Genomic DNA, 12,973 nt, shown 5'->3' with positions numbered 1-12,973 from the left:
CAGTTTGAAAATTCATCGCATCGCAGTATAACGGAAAAAACGCATGTTACAGGTATACCTTGTTCGCCACGGTGAAACGCAGTGGAACGCCGAGCGACGTATTCAAGGCCAGTCAGACAGCCCGCTGACCGCTAAAGGTGAACAGCAAGCTATGCAGGTTGGCGAACGCGCCCGCTCGCTTGGCATTACTCACGTCATCAGTAGCGATTTAGGTCGTACACGACGCACCGCAGAAATCATCGCCCAGGCGTGTGGCTGTGATATCACCTTCGACGCCCGCCTGCGCGAGCTGAATATGGGGGTGCTGGAAAAGCGCCACATCGACTCTCTGACGCCAGAGGAAGAGGGCTGGCGTCGCCAGTTAGTCAACGGCACGGTTGATGGTCGTATTCCGGATGGGGAATCCATGCAGGAACTGGCCGATCGTGTTAACGCCGCGCTGGCATCTTGTCTGGAACTGCCGCAAGGGAGCCGCCCATTGCTGGTAAGCCACGGTATTGCGCTGGGTTGCCTGGTGAGTACGATTCTGGGACTGCCCGCCTGGGCTGAGCGTCGGCTGCGTCTGCGCAACTGCTCGATTTCCCGCGTCGATTATCAGGAAAGTTTATGGCTTGCGCCGGGTTGGGTGGTCGAAACGGCAGGGGACATCTCGCATCTGGACGCCCCTGCGTTGGATGAGCTACAGCGTTAACGGCGAATAGGAATCAGGAATTCGCAGCGTAGGTTAATAGGGCGATCGCCTGCTTTGGCATCTTCTGCCGGGTAGTATCGCTCTATATCCTGACCTTTACGACGGGTCAGGTTCAGCATTGGCATACAGGTGCCATACACTGTCAGAATAAATTCCTGCACGCCCGTTCCCAGGCCTTCATAGGTAAACATGACATATTCGCCGCCCTGCAACAGGATTGGCTGCGCGGACGGTACATAGCCGCTGGCCTGTTCCGGCGTGAGTGCGGTGGTATAGAAGACTTCCTGCTCGTCATCTTTTTCAAAACTCGGACGCGTTTCGTTGAGTCCGTACAGCACCGGCGGAATGGCAGGAGCCTGGCTCAGGAAGTCGCGCCAGAACTGAATACGCATTTCATGACGGAAGTCGGAAATCTGTTCCAGCGAGCAAGAGTAGCTTTGCGTGGTGCCGAGCAACTGCGTGTCTTCCAGCGTCACGAACTGATGCGCTGGCATCGCAAATTCCCCGAGTCGCATCGGTGGGCGAATACCAAAAGCGCTCCATTCCGGCGAGCGGCGGTACAGTGCAGGCGTCTGAGCGAATTGTTTTTTGAACGCACGGGTAAACGTCTGTTGAGAGTCAAAACGGTATTGCAGGGCAATATCCAGAATCGGACGCGCAGTCAGGCGTAGCGCCACAGCGGACTTCGATAAACGACGGGCGCGGATGTAGGCACCAATAGCGTGGCCCGTCACGTCCTTAAACATTCTCTGCAGATGCCACTTGGAATAGCCTGCTTTTGCCGCCACATTGTCAAGCGACAGAGGCTGATCCAGATGACCTTCCAGCCAGATTAATAGGTCGCGAATAATGCCAGCCTGATCCATAAAATATCCTCATCCTTTCAACAGCGAGTACCTGACGTCAGGTAAGAGGATAATAGCATTTTTTGCTGTTTTAGCATTCAGTGTTTTTTTTGCTCATAAATGCTGTTTTCGGACATACGAAAGCGTGATTATTGTAATCCTGTGATCTGTATACATTTTATTTTAGAATGTTGAATAATTGCTCAGGGCAACTTTTAAAAATGGTAACAATATGAAATATAAGAGCTTAGTCATTTCCTCAATTTTGCTGTTGTTGGCGCAGGTGGCCCATGCGGAGCAGATTGGTTCTGTCGATACGGTATTTAAAATGTTTGGACCGGATCATAAAATCGTCGTCGAAGCGTTTGACGATCCCGATGTAACCAACGTGACCTGCTATGTTAGCCGCGCAAAAACCGGCGGCATTAAGGGCGGGTTAGGGCTGGCTGAAGATACCTCCGATGCCGCCATTTCCTGCCAGCAAGTGGGGCCGGTTGAGCTAAGCGACAGAATCAAGAACGGTAAAGCGCAGGGCGAAGTCGTCTTTAAGAAACGGACGTCGCTGGTGTTTAAATCATTACAGGTGGTGCGTTTTTATGATGAAAAACGCAACACGCTGGCGTATCTGGCCTATTCCGACAAGGTTGTCGACGGTTCGCCGAAAAATGCCATCAGCGCGGTGCCCATCATGCCGTGGCGGCAGTAACAAGGAAGCAAAATGCAACAGGCGTTGATCTGGTTGGTTGAGGATGAGCAGGGTATCGCGGATACGCTTATCTACATGCTGCAACAGGAAGGTTTTAGCGTGGAGGCGTTTGAGCGTGGACTGCCGGTGCTGGAAAGCGCGCGTCAGCGATGCCCGGATGCGATAATCCTCGACGTCGGACTGCCTGATATCAGCGGTTTTGAACTGTGCCGACGTCTGCTGGAGCGCCACCCGGCGCTGCCGGTTCTTTTTCTGACCGCCCGCAGCGATGAAGTGGACCGCCTGTTAGGTCTGGAGATCGGCGCGGATGATTACGTCGCCAAACCCTTCTCGCCGCGCGAGGTGTGCGCCCGAGTGCGCACGCTGCTGCGGCGGGTGAGGAAATTTGCAGCACCGCCATCGGCAGCGCGTTTTGGCAATTTTGAACTCAATGAACCCGCCGCGCAGATTGCGTGGTTTGGCTGTCCGTTAAACCTGACGCGCTATGAGTTCCTGTTGCTGAAAACCTTGCTGATGTCGCCGGGGCGTATCTACTCGCGCCAGCAACTGATGGATTTAGTTTGGGCCGATGCGCAGGATACCTACGACAGAACGGTGGACACGCATATCAAAACACTGCGCGCCAAACTGCGAGCTATTAATCCGGATCTCTCGCCGATTAACACGCATCGCGGGATGGGATACAGCCTGAGGAACGCCTGATGCGCATTGGCATGCGACTGCTGCTGGGCTACTTTTTGATTGTCGCCGTTGCCGCCTGGTTTGTTCTGTCTATTTTTGTGCAGGAGATTAAACCTGGCGTACGCCGGGCCACCGAAGGCACGCTGATTGACACCGCCACGCTGTTAGCGGCGCTGGCACGCGACGACGTACTCTCTGGCTCTGCTGCCAACGGCAAGTTGGCGCAGGCCTTCTCGCAACTGCATAACCGCCCTTTTCGTGCCAACATCAGCGGCATTAACAAAGTGCGCAATGAGTATCACGTCTACATGACAGATGCTCAGGGCAAGGTGTTGTTTGATTCCGCCAATAAAGCAGTAGGGGAAGATTATTCCCGCTGGAACGACGTGTGGTTAACGCTGCGCGGGCAATATGGTGCGCGCAGTACGCTGCAAAATCCGGCTGACCCGGAAAGCTCGGTGATGTACGTTGCGGCACCGATTATCGACGGTGAGCGCATTATTGGGGTGCTTAGCGTCGGGAAGCCCAATGCGGCAATGGCACCGGTAATTAAACGCAGCGAGCGGCGGATGCTGTGGGCGAGCGCGGTGTTGCTGGGGATCGCATTAGTGATTGGCGTGGGAATGGTATGGTGGATCAACCGCTCTATTGCCCGGCTGGCGCGCTATGCTGACTCGGTGACGGAGAATCGGCCCGTCGCGTTACCGGATTTAGGCAGCAGTGAATTGCGAAAACTGGCGCAGGCGCTGGAAAGTATGCGCCTGAAGCTGGAGGGTAAGAATTACATTGAGCAGTATGTGTATGCCTTAACCCATGAACTGAAAAGCCCGCTGGCGGCTATTCGTGGCGCGGCGGAGATTTTACGTGAAGGGCCGCCACCTGACGTGGTGGCACGTTTTACCGAAAATATTCTGACGCAAAATGCGCGTATGCAGGCACTGGTCGAAACCCTGTTGCGCCAGGCGCGGCTGGAAAACCGGCAGGATGTTGCGTTTACGCCCGTTGCGGTTGATGTACTGTTTGCTCAGTTGCGCGAGTCGCGTAGCGTCCAGTTGGCTGCTAAACATATCACGCTCAACATTGTGCCCTCATCATGGGTGGTTGCGGCTGAACCTGCGCTGCTGGAGCAGGCCATGGGTAATCTGCTGGATAACGCCATCGACTTTACCCCTGAACAGGGGACCATTGTCCTGAGTGCGCAGCAGCAAGGAGAAAAGGTCTCATTGCAGGTGACGGACTGCGGCAGCGGGATCCCTGATTTTGCGTTACCGCGCATTTTTGAACGATTTTATTCACTGCCCCGCAAGAATGGTCACAAGAGCAGCGGTCTGGGGCTGGCGTTTGTCAGCGAAGTTGCCCGTCTGTTTGACGGCGATGTGACACTGAGTAATCGCCCCGAAGGCGGAGTACAGGCGTCGTTCACACTTCACCGTCACTTCACATAACTTCAAATTCTGCGCACATAGCCGTTCTACCTTGTCGTCATTGCAAAGGAGAACGCTATGTTGAAATCCCCCCTGTTCTGGAAAATCGTCACCTTAGGTGGCGCCATGCTGTTGCTGTTAATTCCTCTGACGATGGTCAGGCAGATAATCGTTGAGCGATCGGATTACCGTAATGAGGTCGAAGATGCTATCCGGCAGAGTACCAGTGGGCCGCAGAAGTTAGTTGGGCCGCTAATTGCTATCCCCGTGACCGAACTTTATACCTCGCTGGAAGACGGTAAAGAAGTCTCGCAAAAGCGCAGCTATATCCATTTCTGGCTGCCGGAGTCGTTGATGGTTGAGGGCAATCAAAATGTTGAAGGACGTAAAGTCGGCATTTATGAGGGCCAGGTCTGGCATAACGATGTGTCGTTGAACGCGGAGTTCAATGCGGAACGGCTGAGTGAATTGCATCACCCTAATATAACGTTAGGGAAACCGTTTATTGTGGTTGGCGTCGGCGACGCACGCGGGATTGGCGTGGTGAAAGTGCCGCAGATTAACGGGACGTCGCTGGCCGTTGAGCCGGGAACGGGGCTTGATGGGCGTGCGCAGGGGATCCACATTCCGCTGCCGGATGCGGAATGGACGAAGCAAAACCTTAGTCTGGCGCTGTCGCTTAATCTGAACGGTACCGGGGATTTTTCCGTTGTCCCCATTGGACGTAACAGCGAAATGACCCTAACCAGTAACTGGCCGCATCCCAATTTTCTGGGGGATTTTTTGCCCACGAAGCGTGAAGTTAGTGCATCAGGGTTTACGGCCCAATGGCAAAGCAGCTGGTTTGCCAATAACCTCGGTGATCGTTTTGATGGGGAAAAAATTGGCTGGCAGGGAATGCCAGCGTTTAGCGTGGCGGTAGCTACACCGGCCGATCAATATCAGCTGACCGACAGAGCAACGAAGTATGCCATCTTACTGATCGTACTGACTTTTATGTCTTTCTTTGTGCTTGAGAGTATGACCAGTCTTCGCCTGCACCCCATGCAGTATCTGTTGGTAGGGTTATCGCTGGTGATGTTTTATCTGCTGTTGCTGGCACTGTCAGAACATATTGGTTTTACCGCGGCGTGGATTATTGCCAGCCTGATTGGTGCCCTGATGAACGGCGTGTATTTACAGGCGGTATTACAAGGGTGGCGTAACAGTATTCTGTTCACCCTGGCGCTGTTGGCACTGGACGGGGTGATGTGGGTGTTACTGCGTTCGCAGGACAGTTCTTTGCTACTGGGAACCGGCGTGCTGTTATTGGCACTGTGCGGGATTATGTTCCTGACGCGTCATCTTGACTGGCACGCACTGGCTCGGCCCAAAGCAAAAGAGACGCAACCCGTGGAAAACGATGAATTTCGTTTGTGGAAGTAGGGTGGAGATAAAATGAAAAACGGCGCTTTACGCGCCGTTTTTGTTCCCGCAAGGATGAGATTAATCCTGCAGGTCGCCGCAGAAACGATAGCCTTCACCGTGAATGGTGGCGATGATTTCTGGCGTATCCGGCGTAGATTCGAAATGCTTACGAATACGACGGATAGTCACGTCAACGGTACGGTCATGCGGCTTCAGTTCGCGACCGGTCATTTTTTTCAGCAGTTCTGCGCGAGACTGGATCTTGCCCGGATTCTCACAGAAGTGAAGCATGGCACGGAATTCGCTGCGTGGCAGTTTATACTGCTCGCCGTCAGGACCGATCAGAGAACGGCTGTTGATGTCCAGTTCCCAACCATTGAACTTGTAGCTTTCGACGCTACGACGTTCTTCGCTGACCGTGCCCAGGTTCATGGTACGGGACAGCAAGTTACGAGCACGGATAGTCAGTTCACGCGGGTTAAACGGTTTGGTGATGTAATCATCCGCGCCGATTTCGAGGCCGAGAATTTTATCGACTTCGTTATCGCGGCCCGTCAGGAACATCAGCGCAACGTTAGCTTGTTCGCGGAGTTCGCGCGCTAACAGAAGACCGTTTTTACCTGGCAGATTGATATCCATAATCACAAGGTTGATGTCATATTCAGAGAGGATCTGATGCATTTCCGCGCCATCTGTCGCCTCGAATACATCATAGCCTTCCGCTTCGAAAATGCTTTTCAACGTGTTACGTGTTACTAACTCGTCTTCAACGATAAGAATGTGCGGGGTCTGCATGTTTGCTACCTAAATTGCCAACTAAATCGAAACAGGAAGTACAAAAGTCCCTGACCTGCCTGATGCATGTCGTAAATTAACATGATCGGCGTAACATGACTAAAGTACGTAATTGCGTTCTTGATGCACTTTCCATCAACGTCAACAACATCATTAGCTTGGTCGTGGGCACTTTCCCTCTGGACCCGACAGTGTCAAAAACGGCTGTCATCCTAACCATTTTAACAGCAACATAACAGGCTAAGACGTACCGGACACCCAATAAAACTACGCTTCGTTGACATATATCAAGTTCAATTGTAGCACGTTAACAGTTTGATGAAATCATCGTATCCAAATGTTAGCTTTCATCACAAAATTGCAATAATACAACTAGTTGCACGTGCTAACTAATAAATGTAATGAATCCTACGAATGAGATCCATTTTAAATTAAATTATCATGAATAAACAGAAGGATATGCAACTTCTGTTAACATAAAAAGCAATAGTACAGGTACGAAACAGTTTAGCATTTTTTACTTAATGTAAAATGCTTTTTCAGTGATCTCTGTTAAAAATATGTAAATTCGCGCTGCGTAATATGTTGATGTGCATCACATTATTATCGGCAAACTGACCAAAAAGAGTAGCAAAATGCGTTTAACAATTATTCTGGTGGCCCCTGCCAGAGCGGAAAATATTGGTGCGGCAGCCCGTGCGATGAAAACCATGGGATTCACCGAGTTGCGGATCGTTGACAGTCAGGCACACCTGGAACCGGCCACGCGCTGGGTGGCCCACGGTTCGGGTGACATTATTGATAATATTAACGTTTTTACAACGTTAGCCGAGGCGCTGCACGACGTGGATTTTACCGTTGCTACCACGGCGCGCAGTCGCGCAAAGTTTCATTATTACGCGACTCCGGTCGAATTGGTTCCGTTGCTGGAGGAGAAATCGGCGTGGATGGATCACGCTGCGCTGGTTTTTGGCCGTGAGGATTCTGGCCTGACGAATGAAGAACTGGCGCTGGCAGACGTGTTGACCGGCGTACCGATGGTGGCTGACTATCCTTCACTGAATTTGGGGCAGGCGGTGATGGTGTATTGCTATCAATTAGCCGGTTTAATACAACAGCCCGCTAAAACCGCTGAGGTGACGGATGAGCTTCAGCTCCAGGCATTACGGACGCGTGTTTTACGTTTATTGACCACGCTGGATGTTGCCGATGACATCAAACTCACGGACTGGTTGCAACAACGAATGGGCCTGTTAGGACAGCGAGACACGGCAATGTTGCACCGTTTTTTACATGATATTGAAAAAAATATCACAAAATAAAATATTGCCAATCTATTCTTTGTGGGTTTTTTATTCTAACTTCAAGCGTGCCTGACGCGCCGTATTGGTTGAAAGTAAAACGGTAAGCAGTGACTCGTGAACAAGTTTCGGAACGTGATCAATTTAGAAATTTATTGACTTAGGTCACGAGATACTTTAACCCTAAAAGAATAGAGCACAGACAGATAATAATTACAGAGCACACAACATCATGAAACGCATCGGCACCACCATTACTACAACCATCACCATTACCACAGGTAACGGTGCGGGCTGACGCGTACAGGAAACACAGAAAAAAGCCCGCACCTAAACAGTGCGGGCTTTTTTTTCGACCAGAGGCAACGAGGTAAACCATGCGAGTGTTGAAGTTTGGCGGTACATCAGTGGCAAATGCAGAGCGCTTTATGCGGGTTGCCGATATTCTGGAAAGCAATGCCAGGCAGGGGCAGGTTGCGACCGTCCTCTCTGCCCCGGCAAAAATCACTAACCATCTGGTGGCGATGATTGAGAAGACCATCGGTGGCCAGGATGCTTTAGCCAATATCAGCGACGCCGAACGTATTTTCTCTGAGCTTTTGGTCGGTCTTGCCGCGGTTCAGCCCGGTTTCCCGCTGGCGCAACTCAAAGCCTTTGTTGAACAAGAATTTGCCCAAATTAAGCATGTTCTGCACGGCATCAGCCTGCTGGGACAGTGCCCGGACAGCATCAACGCCGCGCTTATCTGCCGTGGTGAAAAAATGTCGATCGCAATTATGGCCGGGCTGCTGGAAGCACGTGGCCACAAAGTGACGGTTATTGATCCGGTTGAGAAACTGTTAGCGGTGGGTCATTACCTCGAATCGACCGTTGATATTACCGAATCTACGCGTCGAATTGCCGCCAGCCGTATTCCGGCAGACCATATGGTGTTGATGGCAGGCTTTACCGCCGGGAATGAAAAAGGTGAGCTGGTGGTGCTGGGTCGTAACGGCTCTGATTACTCCGCCGCCGTGCTGGCTGCCTGTTTGCGTGCAGACTGCTGTGAGATCTGGACGGACGTTGACGGCGTGTATACCTGCGACCCGCGTCAGGTCCCCGATGCCAGACTGCTGAAGTCAATGTCTTATCAGGAAGCGATGGAGCTGTCTTATTTCGGCGCCAAAGTGCTTCACCCGCGCACCATTACCCCGATTGCCCAGTTCCAGATCCCTTGCCTGATTAAAAATACCGGTAACCCACAAGCGCCGGGTACGCTGATTGGCGCCAGCCGCGATGAAGATGATCTGCCGGTAAAAGGCATTTCGAATCTCAACAATATGGCGATGTTCAGCGTGTCGGGCCCTGGAATGAAAGGGATGGTCGGCATGGCGGCCCGCGTGTTTGCCGCGATGTCTCGCGCAGGGATTTCGGTGGTACTGATCACCCAGTCGTCTTCTGAATACAGCATCAGCTTCTGCGTCCCGCAGGGCGACTGTGCGCGTGCACAGCGTGCGATGCAGGATGAATTCTACCTCGAGTTGAAAGAAGGGCTGCTGGAGCCGCTGGCGGTCACTGAGCGCCTGGCGATCATCTCAGTAGTTGGCGACGGTATGCGTACGCTGCGCGGTATCTCCGCGAAATTCTTTGCCGCGCTGGCGCGTGCCAACATCAATATCGTGGCTATCGCCCAGGGCTCGTCTGAGCGCTCTATTTCGGTGGTGGTGAACAATGATGATGCCACCACCGGCGTGCGCGTGACGCATCAGATGCTGTTCAATACCGATCAGGTGATAGAAGTCTTTGTCATAGGCGTCGGTGGCGTCGGGTCTGCGCTGCTTGAACAGCTTAAGCGGCAACAAACCTGGCTGAAGAGCAAGCATATTGATTTACGCGTTTGCGGGGTGGCGAATTCGAAGGCCCTGCTGACCCATGTTCACGGTCTGAATCTGGAAAACTGGCAGGCGGAGCTGGCGGAAGCCAAGGAACCTTTCAACCTCGGTCGCTTAATTCGCCTGGTGAAAGAATACCATCTGCTTAACCCGGTGATTGTGGACTGTACGTCAAGTCAGGCCGTGGCAGATCAGTATGCGGACTTCCTGCGCGAAGGCTTCCACGTCGTGACGCCGAATAAAAAGGCGAATACCTCGTCGATGGATTACTACCATCAGCTACGTTTTGCCGCCGCGAAGTCCCGACGTAAATTCCTCTATGACACCAACGTTGGCGCGGGATTACCGGTTATCGAAAACCTGCAAAACCTGCTCAGTGCAGGTGATGAACTGCAACGCTTCTCGGGGATTCTGTCCGGTTCGCTGTCGTTTATTTTTGGCAAGCTGGATGAAGGCATGAGCTTCTCGCAAGCCACCACGCTGGCACGCGAAATGGGCTATACCGAGCCCGATCCACGCGATGACCTTTCCGGGACGGATGTGGCGCGCAAACTGCTGATCCTCGCCCGCGAAACCGGTCGCGAGCTGGAGCTTAGCGATATCGTTATTGAGCCGGTGTTACCGCAAGATTTTGATGATTCTGGCGATGTCTCTGCGTTTATGGCTAAGCTGTCGCAGCTTGATGATGCGTTTGCCGCGCGCGTGGCGAAAGCCCGTGATGAGGGGAAAGTCATGCGCTATGTTGGCAATATCGAAGAAGACGGCGTGTGTCGGGTGAAAATCGCCGAAGTGGATGGCAACGATCCGCTGTATAAAGTGAAAAATGGCGAAAACGCGCTGGCGTTCTACAGTCACTACTACCAGCCATTACCGCTGGTACTGCGTGGTTACGGTGCAGGTAATGATGTCACGGCGGCGGGCGTCTTTGCCGATCTGCTTCGTACCCTTTCATGGAAGTTAGGAGTTTAACATGGTGAGAGTTTATGCCCCGGCTTCCAGTGCCAATATGAGCGTCGGGTTTGATGTGCTCGGGGCGGCGGTTACGCCCGTTGATGGTTCTTTGTTAGGTGATGTTGTCTCTGTGGAAGCCGCTGACAGTTTTAGCCTCAACAATCTGGGGCGCTTTGCGAGCAAACTGCCGTCAGAGCCGCGGGAAAATATCGTCTACCAGTGCTGGGAGCGATTTTGTCAGGAGCTGGGGAAAGCCGTTCCGGTGACGATGACACTGGAAAAGAATATGCCGATTGGCTCCGGCTTAGGCTCCAGCGCCTGTTCTGTTGTGGCCGCGCTGGTGGCAATGAATGAGCACTGCGGTAAACCGCTCAACGACACCCGCCTGCTGGCGATCATGGGTGAGCTGGAAGGGCGTATCTCCGGCAGTGTTCACTACGATAATGTGGCACCGTGCTTTTTGGGCGGTATGCAGTTGATGATTGAGGAAAACGGCATTATCAGCCAACAGGTGCCAGGCTTTGATGAGTGGTTGTGGGTGCTGGCTTATCCGGGAATTAAGGTTTCAACGGCTGAAGCGCGGGCGATTTTACCGGCGCAATACCGTCGCCAGGACTGCATCGCCCACGGGCGACATCTGGCGGGCTTCATTCATGCCTGCTATTCCCGTCAGCCAGGGTTAGCGGCAAAGCTGATGAAAGATGTAATTGCCGAGCCATATCGCACCCGCTTGCTGCCCGGCTTCAGCCAGGCGCGTCAGGCGGTGGCGGAAATCGGCGCGGTGGCCAGTGGTATTTCCGGTTCTGGACCGACGCTGTTTGCTCTGTGCGATAAACCGGAGACGGCGCAGCGGGTTGCAGACTGGCTGGGTAAAAATTACCTGCAAAATCAGGAAGGCTTTGTTCATATTTGCCGGCTGGACACGGCGGGCGCACGGGTACTGGGAAAATAAATGAAACTCTACAATCTAAAAGATCATAACGAGCAGGTCAGTTTCGCGCAGGCCGTCACCCAAGGGTTGGGTAGAAAACAGGGGTTATTTTTTCCGCACGATCTGCCGGAATTTAGCCTGACCGAAATCGATGAAATGCTGAAGTTGGATTTTGTCAGCCGTAGCGCAAAGATCCTGTCCGCCTTTATTGGTGATGAAATAGCGAATGACGTCCTCGCAGATCGCGTGCGCGCGGCGTTTGCATTCCCTGCGCCGGTTGCTCAGGTGACGGGGGATGTCGGTTGTCTGGAGCTGTTCCACGGCCCGACGCTGGCCTTTAAAGACTTTGGTGGGCGCTTTATGGCGCAGATGCTGACGCACATCAGCGGCGATAAGCCGGTAACCATCCTGACGGCCACGTCCGGCGATACCGGGGCGGCGGTCGCGCATGCCTTTTATGGCCTGAAAAATGTGCGTGTGGTGATCCTCTATCCTAACGGTAAGATCAGCCCGTTACAGGAAAAACTGTTCTGTACGCTGGGTGGAAACATTGAAACTGTCGCCATTGACGGTGATTTTGATGCCTGCCAGGCGCTGGTGAAACAGGCGTTTGATGACGAAGAACTGAAGGTGGCGCTGGGATTAAATTCGGCTAACTCGATCAACATCAGCCGGTTGCTGGCGCAAATCTGCTACTACTTTGAGGCCGTGGCGCAACTGCCGCAGGAGGCGCGCAATCAGCTGGTGGTTTCTGTACCGAGCGGCAACTTTGGCGATCTGACCGCTGGACTGCTGGCAAAATCGCTCGGTTTGCCGGTGAAGCGTTTTATCGCGGCAACCAATGTCAACGATACGGTTCCGCGTTTCCTTGAAGAAGGCGAGTGGGCGCCGAAAGCCACCCAGGCGACCTTATCGAATGCCATGGATGTCAGCCAGCCGAACAACTGGCCGCGCGTGGAAGAGCTGTTCCGTCGTAAAATCTGGCGTCTGAACGAACTGGGCTATGCGGCCGTTGACGATGCGACCACTGAGGAAACGATGCGTGAGCTGCAGGCGATTGGCTACACCTCAGAGCCGCACGCGGCGGTGGCGTACCGCGCGCTGCGTGATCAACTGAACCCAGGCGAATATGGCCTGTTCCTTGGGACCGCGCACCCGGCGAAGTTTAAAGAAAGCGTTGAACAGATCCTTGATGTGACGCTGGATCTACCAAAAGAGCTGGCGGAGCGTGCGGACTTGCCGCTGCTGTCGCATCATCTACCGGCTGATTTTGCCGCGCTGCGTCAACTGATGATGACCCGCGGATAATTGTTGTGCCGGATGGTGACGCTAGCGCGTCTTATCCGGCCTACGGGCATTCGTTTTGTGTC

At 53.1% G+C, this 12,973-nt stretch carries 13 protein-coding genes and 1 other annotated feature; of the genes, 11 read left to right on the top strand and 2 right to left on the bottom strand.

Annotated elements, in window-relative coordinates; genetic code table 11:
• Positions 1-43 precede the first annotated feature (43 nt).
• Positions 44-691 carry a 2,3-diphosphoglycerate-dependent phosphoglycerate mutase GpmB gene (gene gpmB, locus IB214_RS20700; RefSeq protein ID WP_096758390.1) on the top strand — a complete coding sequence of 216 codons (648 nt, stop codon included), beginning with the start codon at positions 44-46 and terminating at the stop codon, positions 689-691.
• Here the strand turns inward: gpmB and robA are convergent.
• On the bottom strand, positions 688-1,557 hold the full coding sequence (gene robA, locus IB214_RS20695) for an MDR efflux pump AcrAB transcriptional activator RobA (RefSeq protein WP_096758389.1): 870 nt from the start codon (positions 1,555-1,557) through the stop codon (positions 688-690). The two genes, gpmB and robA, sit on opposite strands and share 4 nt — an antisense overlap.
• Positions 1,558-1,768: 211 nt before the next feature.
• Here robA and creA point away from each other — a divergent pair, with 211 nt between their 5' ends.
• The 4 genes from creA to creD are packed head-to-tail and all read left to right on the top strand — an operon-like array spanning position 1,769 to position 5,772.
• Positions 1,769-2,242, top strand: coding sequence for a protein CreA (gene creA, locus IB214_RS20690; protein WP_096758388.1), 474 nt, complete (start codon positions 1,769-1,771; stop codon positions 2,240-2,242).
• 12 nt (positions 2,243-2,254) lie between these two features.
• On the top strand, positions 2,255-2,944 hold the full coding sequence (gene creB, locus IB214_RS20685) for a two-component system response regulator CreB (RefSeq protein ID WP_096758387.1): 690 nt from the start codon (positions 2,255-2,257) through the stop codon (positions 2,942-2,944).
• The gene (gene creC, locus IB214_RS20680; RefSeq protein ID WP_117342346.1) at positions 2,944-4,368 is read left to right on the top strand and encodes a two-component system sensor histidine kinase CreC; all 1,425 of its coding nucleotides are present in this window, start codon (positions 2,944-2,946) and stop codon (positions 4,366-4,368) included. Before creB ends, creC begins: the two co-directional genes overlap by 1 nt.
• Positions 4,369-4,425: 57 nt before the next feature.
• Complete coding sequence (creD, locus tag IB214_RS20675; protein WP_115259515.1) at positions 4,426-5,772, top strand: cell envelope integrity protein CreD; 1,347 nt, start codon at positions 4,426-4,428, stop codon at positions 5,770-5,772.
• 60 nt (positions 5,773-5,832) lie between these two features.
• On the opposite strand, the gene arcA is transcribed toward creD, so the two are convergent.
• The gene (gene arcA, locus IB214_RS20670) at positions 5,833-6,549 is read right to left on the bottom strand and encodes a two-component system response regulator ArcA (protein ID WP_001194359.1); all 717 of its coding nucleotides are present in this window, start codon (positions 6,547-6,549) and stop codon (positions 5,833-5,835) included.
• A gap of 95 nt (positions 6,550-6,644) precedes the next feature.
• Between arcA and yjjY the strand changes: the two genes are divergently transcribed.
• The 6 genes from yjjY to thrC all read left to right on the top strand — a co-directional run bounded on the left by yjjY (position 6,645) and on the right by thrC (position 12,911).
• On the top strand, positions 6,645-6,785 hold the full coding sequence (gene yjjY / locus IB214_RS20665) for a protein YjjY (RefSeq protein WP_001541509.1): 141 nt from the start codon (positions 6,645-6,647) through the stop codon (positions 6,783-6,785).
• A gap of 399 nt (positions 6,786-7,184) precedes the next feature.
• On the top strand, positions 7,185-7,871 hold the full coding sequence (locus tag IB214_RS20660; RefSeq protein ID WP_115259514.1) for a tRNA/rRNA methyltransferase: 687 nt from the start codon (positions 7,185-7,187) through the stop codon (positions 7,869-7,871).
• Between the two features lie 206 nt (positions 7,872-8,077).
• Positions 8,078-8,204, top strand: a sequence feature (Thr leader region).
• Positions 8,083-8,148 (top strand): thr operon leader peptide, encoded by a 66-nt coding sequence (thrL, locus tag IB214_RS20655; protein WP_096759473.1) that lies wholly within the window; start codon positions 8,083-8,085, stop codon positions 8,146-8,148. It overlaps the preceding feature by 66 nt.
• Positions 8,205-8,227: 23 nt before the next feature.
• Positions 8,228-10,690 (top strand): bifunctional aspartate kinase/homoserine dehydrogenase I, encoded by a 2,463-nt coding sequence (gene thrA, locus IB214_RS20650; protein ID WP_117342345.1) that lies wholly within the window; start codon positions 8,228-8,230, stop codon positions 10,688-10,690.
• Between the two features lies 1 nt (position 10,691).
• Positions 10,692-11,624: a homoserine kinase gene (gene thrB, locus IB214_RS20645; protein WP_096758382.1), complete on the top strand. Its 933-nt coding sequence runs from the start codon at positions 10,692-10,694 to the stop codon at positions 11,622-11,624.
• Positions 11,625-12,911, top strand: coding sequence for a threonine synthase (thrC, locus tag IB214_RS20640; protein WP_096758381.1), 1,287 nt, complete (start codon positions 11,625-11,627; stop codon positions 12,909-12,911).
• Positions 12,912-12,973 lie beyond the last annotated feature (62 nt).

Source organism: Citrobacter sp. C1, from assembly GCF_014596895.2.
GTDB lineage: Bacteria > Pseudomonadota > Gammaproteobacteria > Enterobacterales > Enterobacteriaceae > Citrobacter > Citrobacter gillenii.
Note: the sequence above shows the minus strand (reverse complement) of the source record. Positions and strands in the feature narration are given on the sequence as shown.